At 41.2% G+C, this 15,573-nt stretch carries 17 protein-coding genes; all 17 read right to left on the minus strand.

From position 1 onward, the window contains the following. Positions 1–3: 3 nt before the first annotated feature. Positions 4–1,350, minus strand: coding sequence for a replicative DNA helicase (gene dnaB / locus DAHG_RS04970; protein WP_022937229.1), 1,347 nt, complete (start codon positions 1,348–1,350; stop codon positions 4–6). Positions 1,351–1,359: 9 nt separating this feature from the next. Then, positions 1,360–1,809, minus strand: coding sequence for a 50S ribosomal protein L9 (gene rplI / locus DAHG_RS04975; RefSeq protein WP_022937230.1), 450 nt, complete (start codon positions 1,807–1,809; stop codon positions 1,360–1,362). Continuing rightward, a complete protein-coding gene (locus tag DAHG_RS04980; RefSeq protein WP_022937231.1) occupies positions 1,787–3,766 on the minus strand; it encodes a GGDEF domain-containing protein in 1,980 nt (659 codons plus the stop codon). The genes rplI and DAHG_RS04980 overlap by 23 nt, the downstream gene beginning before the upstream one ends. Beyond that, the gene (locus DAHG_RS04985) at positions 3,744–4,271 is read right to left on the minus strand and encodes a DUF2232 domain-containing protein (protein WP_022937232.1); all 528 of its coding nucleotides are present in this window, start codon (positions 4,269–4,271) and stop codon (positions 3,744–3,746) included. The genes DAHG_RS04980 and DAHG_RS04985 overlap by 23 nt, the downstream gene beginning before the upstream one ends. 32 nt (positions 4,272–4,303) lie before the next feature. Beyond that, positions 4,304–4,669 carry a DUF2232 domain-containing protein gene (locus DAHG_RS04990; RefSeq protein WP_022937233.1) on the minus strand — a complete coding sequence of 122 codons (366 nt, stop codon included), beginning with the start codon at positions 4,667–4,669 and terminating at the stop codon, positions 4,304–4,306. Positions 4,670–4,723: 54 nt separating this feature from the next. Beyond that, positions 4,724–4,954 (minus strand): 30S ribosomal protein S18, encoded by a 231-nt coding sequence (rpsR, locus tag DAHG_RS04995; RefSeq protein WP_022937234.1) that lies wholly within the window; start codon positions 4,952–4,954, stop codon positions 4,724–4,726. A gap of 24 nt (positions 4,955–4,978) precedes the next feature. Continuing rightward, positions 4,979–5,446, minus strand: coding sequence for a single-stranded DNA-binding protein (gene ssb, locus DAHG_RS05000; protein WP_022937235.1), 468 nt, complete (start codon positions 5,444–5,446; stop codon positions 4,979–4,981). A 12-nt stretch (positions 5,447–5,458) separates the two neighbouring features. Beyond that, the gene (gene rpsF / locus DAHG_RS05005) at positions 5,459–5,746 is read right to left on the minus strand and encodes a 30S ribosomal protein S6 (RefSeq protein ID WP_022937236.1); all 288 of its coding nucleotides are present in this window, start codon (positions 5,744–5,746) and stop codon (positions 5,459–5,461) included. Positions 5,747–5,910: 164 nt separating this feature from the next. Further along, positions 5,911–6,618, minus strand: a complete 708-nt coding sequence (locus DAHG_RS18840; RefSeq protein ID WP_022937237.1) for a polysaccharide deacetylase family protein — start codon at positions 6,616–6,618, stop codon at positions 5,911–5,913. A gap of 56 nt (positions 6,619–6,674) precedes the next feature. Beyond that, on the minus strand, positions 6,675–7,313 hold the full coding sequence (ispD, locus tag DAHG_RS05015) for a 2-C-methyl-D-erythritol 4-phosphate cytidylyltransferase (RefSeq protein WP_022937238.1): 639 nt from the start codon (positions 7,311–7,313) through the stop codon (positions 6,675–6,677). 24 nt (positions 7,314–7,337) lie between these two features. Next, positions 7,338–8,012, minus strand: a complete 675-nt coding sequence (locus tag DAHG_RS05020; RefSeq protein WP_022937239.1) for an MmcQ/YjbR family DNA-binding protein — start codon at positions 8,010–8,012, stop codon at positions 7,338–7,340. A gap of 307 nt (positions 8,013–8,319) precedes the next feature. After that, the gene (locus DAHG_RS05025) at positions 8,320–10,224 is read right to left on the minus strand and encodes an AAA family ATPase (RefSeq protein WP_022937240.1); all 1,905 of its coding nucleotides are present in this window, start codon (positions 10,222–10,224) and stop codon (positions 8,320–8,322) included. A gap of 43 nt (positions 10,225–10,267) precedes the next feature. Continuing rightward, a complete protein-coding gene (locus DAHG_RS18845) occupies positions 10,268–11,767 on the minus strand; it encodes an FAD-dependent oxidoreductase (RefSeq protein ID WP_022937241.1) in 1,500 nt (499 codons plus the stop codon). A gap of 80 nt (positions 11,768–11,847) precedes the next feature. After that, positions 11,848–12,507: a hypothetical protein gene (locus tag DAHG_RS05035; protein ID WP_022937242.1), complete on the minus strand. Its 660-nt coding sequence runs from the start codon at positions 12,505–12,507 to the stop codon at positions 11,848–11,850. Between the two features lie 65 nt (positions 12,508–12,572). Further along, positions 12,573–13,136, minus strand: a complete 564-nt coding sequence (locus tag DAHG_RS05040; RefSeq protein WP_022937243.1) for a TetR/AcrR family transcriptional regulator — start codon at positions 13,134–13,136, stop codon at positions 12,573–12,575. A 73-nt stretch (positions 13,137–13,209) separates the two neighbouring features. Next, a complete protein-coding gene (locus DAHG_RS18850) occupies positions 13,210–14,565 on the minus strand; it encodes a family 43 glycosylhydrolase (RefSeq protein WP_022937244.1) in 1,356 nt (451 codons plus the stop codon). Positions 14,566–14,651: 86 nt separating this feature from the next. Further along, positions 14,652–15,419 carry a 2,3-diphosphoglycerate-dependent phosphoglycerate mutase gene (gene gpmA, locus DAHG_RS05050; RefSeq protein WP_022937245.1) on the minus strand — a complete coding sequence of 256 codons (768 nt, stop codon included), beginning with the start codon at positions 15,417–15,419 and terminating at the stop codon, positions 14,652–14,654. Between the last annotated feature and the right edge of the window lie 154 nt (positions 15,420–15,573).

Below are 15,573 nucleotides of genomic sequence, written 5' to 3' on the forward strand. Positions count from 1 at the left end.
CCTTTATTCGTTATAGTTATAAAATGCGTTATATGATTTATCAAAAGCTAACTCAACCTGTCCCGTAGCACCGTTACGATGCTTGGCAAGATTAATTTCAGTGCGGTCAGGTTCTGTATTATCCGGGTCTTTATCCCGGTTATAGTATTCGTCACGATACAAGAACATAACAATATCGGCATCCTGCTCGATGGCGCCGGATTCACGCAAATCGGATAACATCGGGCGTTTATCCTGACGCGATTCAACACTACGCGATAATTGTGACAGGGCGATAACCGGAACCTCTAGCTCACGGGCCAATGCCTTCAGGGCACGTGAGATATCGGATACTTCCTGCTGTCGGTTATCGGAACTGCCTCTTGAATTACCGCTGATTAATTGAAGGTAGTCAATGACAACAAGATCTAAACCATGTTCAGATTTTAATTTTCGGCATTTAGAGAAGATGTCACCCATCTTTACCACAGCGCTGTCATCGATAAATAATTTACATGCCATGATTTCATTCGCCGCTTCTGAGAGCTTATTAAATTCATCATTATTTAAGAAACCGGTACGCAGCTTATTACCCTCTACCCTGCCTTTGGCAGACAGGATACGTTTCATCAGCTGTTCGGCGGGCATTTCCAGTGAGAAAATTGCGATTGCCCCTGGATTAAGCAAGGCCGCATTTAATGCAAGGTTAAGCGCGAACGCTGTCTTTCCCATTGAAGGACGGGCCGCTAAAATAATCAAATCACCCCGCTGGAAACCATTGGTGATATTATCCAGCACATGATAGTTCGTTTTAATTCCTGTTACGCCGCCCTTAGCGTCACGCAGCTTAATAACCTCGTTGATAACTTCATTCACGACTTGTTTGCTGCTCTTAAAATCAGTAGTCCGCCGTGAACGAGTTACTTCCAGTATCTCTTTTTCGGCCTTATCCATGATTTCGTCAAGCTCACTCGCCGAGTCAAACCCTTCTTCAGCAATCTGTTCCGCAGTTTCAATCAGCCGGCGCATATGCGCGCGGTTTTTAATCATTTCAATATAGTAAATACTATTGGCACTCGTTACCGCTGTATCACTTAACTTCAGGATATAATCGGCACCACCGACCAAATTCAGCTCACCGGTATCCTGCAGCCGGGTAATCAAACCCATCGCGTCAACTGGTTTGCCATTATCAACCAAATGCATCATCGCTGAAAAGATCCGCTGATGCAGATCTAAGAAAAAGTCTTCTTTTACAAGATCCTGGTCACCCACATCACGGATGACTGAAGGATAAATCAGCATCGCACCCAATATTGCCTGTTCCGCTTCTAATGAGTGAGGCAGCTGACGAACCTGATTGTTATTCATATCCCTGTCCTATTGTTGTTCAGAAACATGAACTTTAATTGAGCCAATTACCTGATTGCGATATAAATCAACCTTCACATAAGTAATTCCCAGTGAAGAAATCGCATCCGTATCAATAAATTTACGCTTATCTAAATTAATGTTCTTCTTACGCAGCTCTTCAACGATCTGCTTTGTGCTCACTGAACCAAACACTCTGCCGCCGGCACCGGTTTTCACCTTAAACTCAAGCGTTAAGCCTTCCAGTTCAGTTTTAATTTCCTTAGCCTTAGCTTCTAAAGCCGCTTCCTCCAGTGCCTGTTCATGCTGCTGGTTGGCAAGGATTTCCTTGCTGCGCTCGGTAGCTGCTACCGCTAAATGCTGACGAATCAGAAAGTTACGGCCATAACCGTCAGAGACTTCAACCATGTCTCCTTTTTTGCCAACCTTTTTAACATCACTCAGTAAGATTACTTTCATTTTCGTTTTCCTCCTCTGTACTCTTCTTAATTGTAGCCATCAATTCCTCATTGATTGCCGCTACACTTGTGTCATCGCGTGACAAGGCCGCCGCTGTAAAATGACCGCCGCCATGCATCGCTTCCATAATCAGCTGCACATTGACTACACCACGTGAACGAGCCGATACAGCCACCACATTCTCTGCCGTCTTCGCTATGACAAAGCTTGCTTCAATACCCTTAATATTCAACAGATAATCAGCCACCTGACTCATCATCGTGCGTGAAATAATTTCATTATTATCAACCGCCGCTACAATCATATTGCCAAACACAAGTTTACCATATTTCATGATATTTGTCTTAGCTTCAAAATCAATAAAGTCTTCTTTCAGAAGATTTTCAGCCTCGATTGGATCAACGCCCATTTTTCTAAGGGCTGCTGCCGCTTCAAAGGTCCGTGAACCCGTGCGCTGTTTAAACCGATTCGTATCAATCAGAATACCTAGATACATGATTGTCGCTTCCGCCTCACTGAGATCCAAACGGCTTGATGAATAAGGAATAAATTCCGTCACCAGCTCGCTGACTGAGGAAGCCGAGGTTTCGACATAGACCAATAATGGGTTATCAATAAAGGCTTCTGAACGTCGATGATGATCAATGACAATTACCTTATCAACAAAATTCAAAATCTGAGGGGCATTGCAGTGATTCGGATTGTGGAAGTCCACAGCAATCACCAAATCATCCTTTGATGCGATATTCATTGCCTCTTCTTCAGTAATAAAATGATGCCGATCATTTAATACCGGCGCATACACATGCATCGCGTTATCCAGCTGCGGTTCAATACCGCCGCTTTCAGATACGATATAGACTTCTTTGGCATTTGCCGCGCAGATACGGCTCATGCATAAACAAGAACCCATGCAGTCAAAATCCATATTCTTATGACCTACGATAAATACCCGCTTCACATCAAGAATCGCTTCCTTGATTGCCTGTGCCATTACCCGGACACGAACCCGGCTGCGCTTCTCCTGTGCCTCTGAATTACCGCCGTAATATTTTACGTCACCGCCATATACCTTGACTGCCACCTGATCGCCGCCGCGGCTTTGCGCCAGCTCCAGCAAATCATTGACCATCGTATCCAGCATTTGAAGATCACTGCTGCCTCTGGCAAAGGCCATGGACAGCGTTACTGCCACACCGTTTGCCGTCGCGTTATTGCGCACTAAATTTAAGATACTAAACTTATCTTTTAATATCTCCGCAAATATTTGTTCATCAAGAATCACTAAATAGCGATCAGAACGCAGACGGCGGGTTGCCATGCCGTATTTTTTCGCCCACTCAACAAGCGGCTGACGCAGTGTTGAATTCATCAGCGATATTTTTGCTTCATCCTCATACTGTGAAATATCCATGTAATTATCAAGATGCATCAACCCTAAAACAAGCCGTTCCTCTTGATATTTAGAATTAATCGTATCAAATTCAGTAATATCCTTTACATATAAAACTTGGGCATCTTCCTTGCGGGTAATCTCATAGACACTGTCCTCATCCTTGATTTTTACGACATCGACATCGCCGGTAAACAGATCATTTAAAATCGGATTCCAGTTAGAAAGCCGTTTCCCTATCAAATTGATGCCTTTTTCCTCAAGAAAATCATTGATCCAAGTCACATTATATTGTTCATCATAAATGATGATTCCCGTCTTACCAAAAATCAGCGCATCCTTGGCATCGCGTCCCAATACGCGTGAAATATCGATATCTCGATTCTTTTTATCTCTTTCATAACGAACTATCACCCATACGATCAGCATCGCATTAAATAACAGACATGCGGTAAAAACGATACCCATGGATGAAAAGCCAAAGAAATATAAGAGTCCGTTCAGTACAGCTTCCGCTGCCAGAATGATGATAATTTGTATTTTAAAGTTTTCCAGACGGTCCATTAAATTCACCTCTTTTTAGTTTGGTTTTGATATCGGCAAAGCTATCCCAAAAACCTAAGCCGATCAAAAACGGATAACACAGCGGTATCATTACCGCTAAAACAAGCAAAACCATATATTTCTGTTTACCCAGCACATGCATGAAGCACATTGCCACACTGATGCCATAAGCAAGATAGATAACCATCGCCGTGATGCTCAGCGCCAATATAACGGTTGCAGCTGATTCATCTACCGGTACATATTCAACACCCTTGCTCATAATCATTAAAACAGCCGCTAAGACAGCCGCCCATGCCGGCAGACGCAAATCAAAATATGATTTTGGCGTATTCGTTTCGACTTTTAAACGCTTTAGAATTAAAATTGCAAGCAAATGAACACACAGACTTTGCATGACAACCATGGCCGCAAACAGCACAAGTGACGCCAGCATTGCCAGATTTCCCAAAGGAATGATTTGATTGACATTCAGTAATTCCAGAAATTCAATGATTCCCTGCAATTCTTCTCCTATATTATAACCAAAAAGAGAAGCTAAAACAAATGTAGTGATAAGATAAGAAAAAAAGTAAAAAGTAACGTACCGCCTAACAGAATTCGATTTGACCATTTTTTTCTTACCCCGGCACCATAAAACAAACCGATGATTAATGATGAAAATAAATAAAAGATCGTCTGCGGAGTTGAAAGCATCAGGCTTAACAGCATCATAGCAGCTGAAGTAATCAATCCCCAGCGCAGTCCCTGTCTTGCCGTATACACAAGAATCGGCAGACTCAGCAGCCAATAAAATGTACTTTCTAAGATACCGGCACTTTGACGATTAAGAAAAAGAATCAGACCGATCATGCCAACCATCATTGCACCTTCTGTAATTTTACGTGTTTCACTCTGATGCATAAGACCCTCCTAAAGAATAAAACCTCCATCATTCATTGACGGAGGCTGTTTGTATTAGTCTGCTACGTAAGGCAGTAAAGCCATTTGGCGAGCGCGCTTGATAGCAGTAGCAAGCATACGCTGATATTTAGCACAAGTACCTGTTACACGTCTTGGAATAATTTTTCCGTTAGCGGAAATAAAACGTTTTAATAATTCAGTATCCTTGTAGTCGATTGTTTCGATTTTGTTTTTAGTAAAGTAGCAAACTTTTTTGCGTCCCATACGTTGTTTCTTAAATGCCATGGTAGAAATCTCCTTTCTATTTACCTAGAATGGTAAATCATCACTTGCAATATCTAATGTTTCAGTTGAAAAATCATTGTCATAGCTAGTAGGACTGTCCGGTGTATAACCGCTGTTATCTGCCGGAGCAGAAGCCTGATATGACGGCTGATAATTGCTCTGTCCCTCAGTATTGCTTCTTACTAAAGTTTGAACACTGTCACAGACAACTTCTGTCACATAGACGCGTTTACCTGTCTGATCTTCATAATTGCGTGTCTGAATTCTTCCTTCAACACCCAACAATGCACCTTTTTTCACATAGTTAGCCATATAGTCAGCCGTCTGCCGCCATGCGACACAGTTGATGAAATCAGCCTGCGGCTCCTGTCCTTGACTTGTGAAACGGCGGTTGCAGGCAACCGTAAATGAAACAGTGGAAAGTCCTGACTGAGTCTTTCTTAATTCTGGGTCTTTAGTAATTCGACCCACTAATACAACACGATTGATCATTGTCTTAAATTATTAAGCTTCCAGCTTAATAATCATGTGACGAACAACGTTGTTGTTGATGCGAGACAAACGATCAAATTCCTGAACACCTTCAGTTGTTGCAGTTACCTTTAACACTGTATAGTATCCTTTCATGTCACCGTCGATTTCGTAGGCGAATTCTTTAATTCCCCAATCATCAACATTGTCGATTGTACCTTCGTGGCTTGTGATGATAGCGTGCAGTCCGTTAACAACTTCCTGACGAGCTGCTTCTTCAAGATTAGCTTTTAAAATGTACATAATTTCGTACTTTCTCATGGTGTACACCTCCTTGTGGTCTATTGGCTCACCACTCACTGATGAGCAAGGAGTAAATATTAGACATATCTACCCGTATTTAGTATAATAACAAAACCTGAGCGCTTTGTAAAGAAAAAAATGAAGAAATTCCCTATTTTCAGGCATTTTTTCACTTTTATTACTTATTTGCAGGTTTTTATTTTTTCATGCAGCGGCATGCTTTGATGTTTCAGCGCAAACAGCTCGGATACTGAGACGACACGGTAGTTTTGAGCGGTTAACAGGGCCAGCAATTCATCAGTGGCCTGTACGCTGGTTTCATAGCCGTCATGCATGATAATGATGCCGCCGTCTTCAATTTCTGATAAGACGTTTGCTTTGATCCGCTCCACATCCTGTACCTCCCAATCACGGGAATCAGCGCTCCATAAGACGATCGGCAAGTTAAACTGATCAAGAATGGTTTGATTAATATCACCATAGGGCGGTCTGAGCGGCATGATTCCCTCTTGACCGCTGAGAAAGCGCAGCAAATGTTCATTGCCGATTACCTGCCGCAAAGCTTCAGCCTCATCAACCTTACTCAGCCATACATGATCCAGTGTATGATTGCCAATCTCACTGCCCTGTTCAACAATTGCGCTGATCAATTCTTTATTTTCCAAGGCATGATTGCCATTCACAAAAAAAGTCGCAGTCGCGTCATGCTTCTTTAAAACTTCCAAAAGAGCAGCTGTGGAGACCTTGCTCGGACCATCATCATAAGTCAGGGCGACAATTTTCTCTGCCTCTTCGCTGACCGGTGTAACCTCCTGATTAAAAAGCACCGCCAAAAGACACGACAGCATAACGATGCCTACATTCATTAATTTGCGTTTTATCCATTTCATACTCTCACCACTATACTCTATGCGATGAAGGATGAAATCATGAAAACGCTGAATGACTACTTTAAATCATCGGGTGTAGTTATCTTAATATTAGCATAACTGCCGCACACAACCTCAACCGGTCTATCGCCATACATTTCGACAATTGAAGCGTCATCAGTAACCACAGCGCCGTCACGTTTAGCCTTTTGTGTGCATTCTTTAATTAACGCTGTTTTAAAACATTGCGGAGTCAGCGCGATCATCAATGATTCACGCTTAAGCGTTGACATCACCTGACCCTTTTCCACAACCTTGATCGTATCTTTGGCAGGCACCATTAAAAGACAGGCATCACACGTTTCTAAGCGTTTAGCACATGCCTGAATTTCCTCATCACTGACATAAGGGCGGGCGCCGTCATGAATCATCACATAATCATAACACACTGCCGCCAAGCCATTCAGCGAGCTGTCCTGACGCGAAGCACCGCCATACACATACTCAACACGATTGCCGAATAATGAACGAATAATTTCCTCATCACCTTCACTGATTACAAGTACGATCTGCGCGCAGTCAGCTTGACGTTCAAAAGCTCTAACACTTTTTTCAAGAATTGTTTCACCGTCCTCAAAACGATAAAGCAGCTTATTATAACCAAGGCCGCAGCGCTGTCCGCTGCCAGCCGCTAAAATCATGGCTGAATATTTCATAAAAACCTCCTAATCAAGCATTCCTTATTTTAAAGATGCTAACTGATAACTCACCGCTATTCTTTGTTTTATCTCATCAAGATTAATTGAATCATCAAGAATAATCGTTAGCCAGTGCTTTTTATTCATGTGATAACCCGGAAAATAATATTGATGATCCGCCAAGCTCTCTAATTCCTCCGGCTGAATTCTCAAATCAATGATTTCTATCAAATCATCACCATCCAGCCCCAGCTGACGCTTAGTGATAGAAAGCATAACCCCGTACCATTTATTATTATCCTTACGCCGCCATACAGCACTCTTAGACTTTTTCCACAAAAACTCTAATTCATCACCATAAGTATTATGCACATGCTCAATCACTTCAAGCGCCTGGCTCATATGAAACACATCCGGTTCATAGCATTGCTCGGCAAGAGACAGCAGAATCTCTTCATATTGACTTTTAACATTTCCCACAAAACTGCCGGCCGCTCCCTCTGTTAAATGCAGGGTATACGGTTCCTCAGAATAATCATCCAAAACCTTTGCGGAAAGCTCGCCCGACATAGATATCCAAATGATTAATTTCAGCTCACAATCCTTTAAATTCTGATTAAACACATAGCCTGTTTCAGTCAACACAAAACCAAAGGGTTCAAGCTTGGATAGATTTACCTTTTTATTTTTGAAGATACTATTAATTAGATTACTCATACACTGCTCCCTACATATGATGTTATTTTTCTTCATTTTATCATAAGGAGACAAACATTACTATGCTTTTAATGGCGTCATGCCTGTTCATTCTTTGCTTATGCAATTGATTCAATATGCTTTATTTTATCGATTATAGTCGGTAAAATATTGATTTTCTGATATAAAGTTAAATGCAGTTATTCTGGAACTATTAGAAAAATAAATTCAAATTCTGTTTAATTTGTATAAGATATCTAAATCTTCGTGACCGTTAATGAATGGCATTAAGTTAAAACAACGCCAATCATAAGTCTGGCGTTGTTTTTTATGCTGTTTGATTAGAAGCAATCGCATGCAGCTGTTTGCGTATTTTACGTTCAGCTTCATCGATGGTTGAGGTAGACTGCACGATGGTTAATAAGTTAACATCCTTCGCTTTCGTGCCTACCTTATCAGTAAGAATCTGCATCTTGATTTCATCATTTAATTCTTCAAATTCAAAAAATTCATCAACCGCATTTTCAAGTTCATAACGCAGACCGCTGCGTTGTTTTTCTTTTAGAAAAGCACTGCCTTCTTTTGGAAAATAGCCGACAATTAATAAATAAGCATGCTTCAGCTGTACATTTTCATGATTAAACAAAAGAATTCCCTTATCAAAAGCCGCAAATAATTTTTCCTTTAAGGCTAGCGAAGCTTCCTGAATATTTTCAATCACCACACTAGAAAGCGGCTTCTGTTTTAGTTTTGAGGCTACAATTTCCATTGTCGCATCAAAATTCAGGCAGTCAATTTCAAGAATTTCCTTTTGATGAAAATAATGTTCATTCAACGCATGAATAAAGCTGCTCTTGCCAGTTCCCTTTTTGCCATTTAAAAACCAGACCGCCGGTTTATCCATCGAAGCCGAAGTCCGCAGGGCAAGCTGTTCAAGACATGCCTGAATCACATTTTCCTGACCATGCAGGGCTGAACGCAGACCTTCTTCCACAGCCTTCAGCTTCTGTTCACTGCTGAAAGGAATATTGGAGAGCTGCTCAATACTTTTCTCCACATCAGCCAGCGTTACCGCTCTGCCCTCTCTTGACGCGCTGACACAGGAAAGATCCAAAACATCAAATACCTTGTCAGGCAGTTTCTTTTCCGGCAGATAAATCTGCGTTAACTCTGCCATTTGCCGGGCCAGCGAAGGTTCTACCTGCACATGGTGAAATTGTTCATAATCATGCAGCTTAGCTTCTACCATGCGGATACATTTATCCATATCCGGTTCATTGATCATTACCGTTTGGAAACGTCTTGCCAAGGCTCTGTCCTTTTCAATAAACCGCTCATATTCATGAATCGTTGTAGCGCCGATGCACTTGATCCGCCCTCTTGCCAAATAGGGCTTCAAAACACTGGATACATCAATGGAACCCTCGGCTTTACCGGCACCAATAATCTGATGCACCTCATCAATAAATAGTATCGTCTTGGGATTCTTTTCCACACCCTTGATAATATTTTCAAGCTTCTCTTCAAAATCACCGCGATACTTTGTCCCGGCAACTAATGAATTCAGATTTAATTCATAGATCGTATACCCTTTTAATAAGGCAGGCACCTGATGTTCTTCAATCATTCCAGCGATTTTTTCAACGATTGCACTTTTACCGACACCCGCCTCACCAATCAGCAGCGGATTAGCTTTTTCCTTACGGCATAGAATGTTTAAAATCAAATCGATTTCATTATCCCGGCCGACGACATGCGGATTTTTATTCGCTTTATTGATATTAACTAATTCAATAATATTACTTAATTCATCTGTATGATTTAAGGTATTCAATAAATCTTCAATGTCAATCTCATAACGAATCAATAATTCGATTGCGACACAGCGCGGAGTCTCCAACAAGGCACAGGATAAGGTATGCAGATTGATCTTATGCAGTCCCTCATCTCTTGAAAGCCTGAGCGCTTCACTTAATATTTCATCAACGATTTGTGTATTGCCGATTTCATGATCGCTATTATCCTGAAGTCCAAACAGGACTTTGCAGTCTTCATAAAGCATGTCATAATCCACACAGCGATTTTCCAGATAGGATTTTAATTCACTCTCTTCTTCACTGAGTATCCCCATTAAAACATGTTCACTGCCTACATAATTATTCCCCATCTTTAATGCGACATTTTTCGCATGTTCCAGAACTCGTTCTACTTGTTCATCGTAGTTTCTGTGCATCCATGCCACCTCCTACCAATGTATTCTATGTGAGAAGCACTCACTATTTGATAGTATTCCCAGAATCAGTGAATGTTTTCCAATGAATTTTCTCACAGGACAGTGATGAAACCGCCGGTGCTTTTATGATCGTGCCGTCAATATTAAAACGGGAGCCATGGCAAGGACAGTCCCAGGTTTTTTCAATATTATTAAAATGCAGAGTACAGCCCATATGCGGACAAATCAGATCAACTATATAGATTTCATCATCTAAGCTGCGGTAGAGGCCATAGGGATGAGTGCCCAGTTTAGTAACACATGCCTCATCCTTTTCCGGCAGCAGCTGTTTTGTCTGCATCAGTTTTGATGTTATAAATTCATTCGCTGTTTTCAGATTTTCATTAATGATTTTGGTGTTCATAAACAAGGTAGAACGGTTTGGATCAAATAAGTCAGCATAAATACTTTTCTCTTTGAGAATCAACGCGGTAAGCAGCTTGCCTGCCGTTGTACCGTTAGTATTTCCCCATTTATTAAAAGCTGACGCGAAATAAACGCCGGCTGATAATTCACCGATCAGCGGCAGATAATCGGCAGATACATAATCCTGAGATGTCCACATACATAAAGGCTCCTGATGAAACTGAAGATCAAGGCAATGCATCAGCTCACGCATCATCTTCACTGTATCAATTCCACTGCGATGTTCAAAACCGCCGGCCAGCTGCAGCGTATCATTTTCAGTATTAAAGGTACGCAGGGTACGGGTAGGTTCATCAACAGAAATAAACTGATCCTTTAATGGTTCAGCCTTGTCATAGGCAGCTAATGCACTTTGGTAAGGTGACATGCAGACAGCGTATTTATGCATTGGATCAGTTAAAGGAAACTGAGTAGCCAGAATCATCTGCTTATAAGTGATTTTATGATTGTTTACAATGACACTGTGATCTTCAAATGCCGCCGCGGGTGAATGTTCATAAATATGCACACCGCTGTCCTTTAATAACTTGGCCAATCCCTTACAATAACGATACGGATCAAAGGCAGCCTGATGCTTAAAGCGGATACCCAGCCTGACATTTGCTAATTCACCTTCACGGATTATTTCATAAGGAATCTTTAACTCATCCAATGCATTCATTTCATCCGTGATTTCTTTTGTTTTATCCACGCTCATACAATATACCACTGAATCTTTTTCACAGAGTCCGCAGTCAATTTCATGTTCCTCAACAATAGCGCGGATGGAAGTTATCGCTTCTTCATTTGCATCATAATACGCCCGGGCTTTTTCTTTGCCGTGCTTTTTTAATAGCTTAGAATAAATACAGCCATGCTGAGAGGTGATTTTACCGGTACTGCGCCCGCTGGCCCCATAAGCAAGGGTATCCGCCTCGATAAGCGCTATATTTCTGATTTGATCACGCAGATAATAGGCACTTGTTAAGCCGCAGATACCGCCCCCCACAATTAAAACATCGCAGCTGATGTCTTGATTTAATGTTTGATAATTTGTTTTCTTTCCCTGTTTGATCCAAATACTTTCCTGATTTAGCATATTTTTTCAAATCCTTTCTGAACCTTCAGCTTTAGCATGGAACATTATCAAAAAAATATGAAAAAAAGCCGCAGAACGGCTTATGATTTCTTTAATTCACTGTATCCCATCCATACGATCCAGACATAGGCACATGTCTTTGGGATCATCAGCATGCCTGCCAACGGATATGTCTTAGCAAAAAGCACAACCGGAATATAGAAGCCAAAGCTTAATACGATAGCCAACCACATATATTTAAATTGCTGATCATTGTGCAGCTTCGCCTGCTTATAGAATAATACAATAATAATCAGACCTAATAACGCGAATGGAATATTTCTCAACACACCCCAAAGTAAAGGCGCATCAGGACTCAGCCAGTCATTTTGCGGCATGAAGCATAGAATAACACGAATGATAGCCAAGCCATAGATCACTGCCTTCATCTTTGCATCATTCTTAATATCATAGCGCTTCACATAGACATTGTATAAGATACAATAGAAAACAGTCATCGTAATTGAGGTGATAAACTGACCAAAACCTAGCGGCGCGGCATTAGCCTCCATGCCCGTTGTCCACATTGCATAGACTCTTGGAACTAAGTGAAAGGCATCACCGCAGCCTAATACAACAGCCATAATCCCAAATAATTTAAACTGCGCGTTGCCATTGGATTTTCTGATCATTGTAATACCTAGGGTAATAACGGTAATCAGATAGAGAATATCAAATATTGATTCAAAAATTGCTTGCATAGTGCTCCTCCTTAAATTGAACAATGTTCATTTTGACTTAAAATGAAATCTGCCTGATGCAGATCTTATTTATAAAGCAAACGTTTTAAAACTTCCTGAAAAAAACTGCAGTCGGTAATACCACTTCTCAGCATCGTCATCATATTTATGAAAACGAATTGTGAAAAACGTTCTTTGGTAAAAGGTTCATGCCATATGGATGCGTCAATTTGATCATCCTGGTCTAAACAATGAACAAATCCTTCCTGCATATGCTGCCAATACTTCCCCTCAATATCACGGCCTTTGGCTTTATCGGCACTGCTTAATAAGGATAGCTGTTTAAGCAGACTGGCTTCAAATTCATTAAGGCTGATACTCAGCTTCTGATAAACCTCCGCAAAAAATTCCGGAAAGCTCATCGGCTGGCTCATGACATATAAATCATCATGAAACATATGCGTCCAAAAATCCTCAATGACACCGAATATTAAATCTGATTTAGAAGGAAAATAGTTATAGACTGAGCCTAAGGCAATTCCGCATTCTTTGGCAAGACGGCGGATATTCAGCTGATCTAAACCTTCCTGATATACAATATGCTTGGCAGCGGCTAATAATTCCGCTCTGGATGTCACTGTTTTATTCATGTTTTACCTCAACTTGAACAATGTTCATTTTACTCTTGTTTCTCCTAACTGTCAATCCATTTTATGTAAATATTTAGAAAATAATTGATTCTAATTGAATCGGCCGCGGACAATGAAAGTTAAGCCATAGCTCTGCCTTAACTTCTTCAGGTTTTAATGAACAGCTTATGGTTGGTTCACCCTTAATATTAAGCACCGCCATTAAACGCTCATTAATCATCACTTCTACTGTTCCGCACTCTGATCCATCTGTCAGTAAATTTAAAGTTATCTGATCAGGTATAGCTTCAAAATAACGGAAACAGATATTGCTTTCCGTTATATTTACAATGCTTGATCCTTCAATACGCGCCTTATCCATGCTGTCTGACCCAAAAGGAATGAACTCGCCTTGTAAGCCATCATAAACAAAGCATGCGGCGGCCGCGGGCAATAGGCGATGAATGCTCAGCGGCTGTTCACTCAATCCCTGTGATGTGACCTGGGCCGGTTCAAACAATCCCTGATCATTCATGTGAATGATTTCCGCGCATGCCTGACGGGAATATTGACGGCCATAGGTGTGACGATGATAGAAAATGGCATATTTCTCATTGATTTTAACAATTGAACCATGATTATTGGCATAATTATTTTTATACAATGCCTCATCCTCTAGCTTGCCGGCATTGGAAATTAAAATACCTTGATAAGTAAAATCCCTGTCCGGGTAGCTGCTAACCGCGTAACAAAGCTCATGCTGAGCCTGTGAGGAATAGATAAAATAGTAACGGTTATTAAATTTTCTCAGGCTGGCAGCCTCAAGAAATTCATGACCCTCAAAACTGGACCCTTTGCCTAAGGCATAACCGGGAATCACCAGCCGCGGTTCATGTTTCATCGTCAGCATATCCGCTGCCAATTCCACAACATAGCCGCCTTTGGTATTCTCCGGCGTAAGATTCATTGTCGGCAATGTGCCGTTAAATGAAAAACCATAAGCTAAATAGTAACGCTCGCCGTCTTGCAGGATTGCTGGATCAAAGGCAATTGGCTTTTCATGACAGTGTTCTGGCAACTTAACTTCACCATAATATTCATAATGACCCGCTGGTGTATCACAAACCGCAACGCCAATCGCATCAATGCCTTCTAAAACATAATAGAGATAATAACGGTCGTCACTGCCGCGCACACAATCAGGCGCATATAATTCATGTGAACCATCCGCATTGCGGGGATCTTGACTTTTATGATAAATAACACCTTCACAGCGCCATTCATCTAAATGGTCTACAGAAGCTGAATAGACAGTATAATCAAGCGGACAGTATTTGATGCCTGCCGCCTGATCATGCGAACCATACAGGTAAACACGGCCGTCAAATACATGCGGTTCACCATCAGGAATATATTCATTTAAGGGCAGCAGAGGATTTATGTATGTCATAAGAAAACCTTCTTTCATCCTTATTGTATGATAATTAGAAGCATATGAAAAGCCCCAGATAATGAGGCTAAATAGAAATTTACTAATTATGCATGAATGAGTTCTGGTTTTATTTGTCCTTGTGTCGCCGTTGCCACCATTTTCGCAATTATTGCTTTTTGATCACCGAGATAGTAATGTTTTATCGCATTGAAATTTTCATCAAATTCATAAACCAGTGGAATTCCGGTTGGAATGTTTACATCGACGATATCATCATCAGCGATGCCGTCAAAATATTTAACTAATGAACGCAGTGAATTGCCATGAGCGGTGATCAGCACCCGCTTCCCTTCAAGCATCGCTGGTTTGATACAATTTTCAAAATAAGGAACTACCCGTTCAATAGTTGTTTTGAGACTTTCTGATGATGGCAGGTCTTGAATATCAATACCGCGGTACATTGGCTGCTTAGATGGCTGGCGTTCATCATCGCTGGCCAGCGCCGGCGGCAGTATATCATAAGAACGCCGCCATATTTTAACTTGTTCCTCACCATATTTTGCCGCTGTCTCTGCTTTATTCAGACCTTGAAGCGCACCATAATGACGCTCATTCAGCCGCCAGCTTTTGTTGACCGGCAGCCATGCGCGATCCATTTCATCAAGAATCAGATTCAGTGTATGAATCGCTCTTTTCAAATAGGAAGTGTAGCAAACATCGAAGTCAAAGCCGTTTTCCTTAAGCAGCCGGCCTGCTTCACTTGCTTCTGACATACCCGTCTCACTTAATTCTACATCTGTCCAGCCAGTAAATAAATTAGCTTTATTCCAGACACTTTCACCATGTCTTACAAGTACCAGTTGATAATTCATCAAATGTCATCTCCTTATTAAGTTATCTTTATCTAACTTATATTATCAGTATATGCCTGAAGAGGGGAAAAGGCAACTAAAGTGAATTGAAGCTTTGATGGATTTATTCTGTGATGACAGTCAGCCATAGCAATACTTATAATCAAAATCAGTG

It is taken from the genome of Dielma fastidiosa (genome assembly GCF_000313565.1).
Classification (GTDB): Bacteria; Bacillota_I; Bacilli_A; order Erysipelotrichales; family Erysipelotrichaceae; genus Dielma; species Dielma fastidiosa.

Bases quoted from the DNA above. Each gene is read 5' to 3' on its own strand.
- dnaB (WP_022937229.1), bottom strand. From the start codon at position 1,350: ATGAATAACAATCAGGTTCGTCAGCTGCCTCACTCATTAGAAGCGGAA.
- rplI (WP_022937230.1), bottom strand. From the start codon at position 1,809: ATGAAAGTAATCTTACTGAGTGATGTTAAAAAGGTTGGCAAAAAAGGA.
- DAHG_RS04980 (WP_022937231.1), bottom strand. From the start codon at position 3,766: ATGGACCGTCTGGAAAACTTTAAAATACAAATTATCATCATTCTGGCA.
- DAHG_RS04990 (WP_022937233.1), bottom strand. From the start codon at position 4,669: ATGCATCAGAGTGAAACACGTAAAATTACAGAAGGTGCAATGATGGTT.
- rpsR (WP_022937234.1), bottom strand. From the start codon at position 4,954: ATGGCATTTAAGAAACAACGTATGGGACGCAAAAAAGTTTGCTACTTT.
- ssb (WP_022937235.1), bottom strand. From the start codon at position 5,446: ATGATCAATCGTGTTGTATTAGTGGGTCGAATTACTAAAGACCCAGAA.
- rpsF (WP_022937236.1), bottom strand. From the start codon at position 5,746: ATGAGAAAGTACGAAATTATGTACATTTTAAAAGCTAATCTTGAAGAA.
- DAHG_RS18840 (WP_022937237.1), bottom strand. From the start codon at position 6,618: ATGAAATGGATAAAACGCAAATTAATGAATGTAGGCATCGTTATGCTG.
- ispD (WP_022937238.1), bottom strand. From the start codon at position 7,313: ATGAAATATTCAGCCATGATTTTAGCGGCTGGCAGCGGACAGCGCTGC.
- DAHG_RS05020 (WP_022937239.1), bottom strand. From the start codon at position 8,012: ATGAGTAATCTAATTAATAGTATCTTCAAAAATAAAAAGGTAAATCTA.
- DAHG_RS05025 (WP_022937240.1), bottom strand. From the start codon at position 10,224: ATGCACAGAAACTACGATGAACAAGTAGAACGAGTTCTGGAACATGCG.
- DAHG_RS18845 (WP_022937241.1), bottom strand. From the start codon at position 11,767: ATGCTAAATCAGGAAAGTATTTGGATCAAACAGGGAAAGAAAACAAAT.
- DAHG_RS05035 (WP_022937242.1), bottom strand. From the start codon at position 12,507: ATGCAAGCAATTTTTGAATCAATATTTGATATTCTCTATCTGATTACC.
- DAHG_RS05040 (WP_022937243.1), bottom strand. From the start codon at position 13,136: ATGAATAAAACAGTGACATCCAGAGCGGAATTATTAGCCGCTGCCAAG.
- DAHG_RS18850 (WP_022937244.1), bottom strand. From the start codon at position 14,565: ATGACATACATAAATCCTCTGCTGCCCTTAAATGAATATATTCCTGAT.
- gpmA (WP_022937245.1), bottom strand. From the start codon at position 15,419: ATGAATTATCAACTGGTACTTGTAAGACATGGTGAAAGTGTCTGGAAT.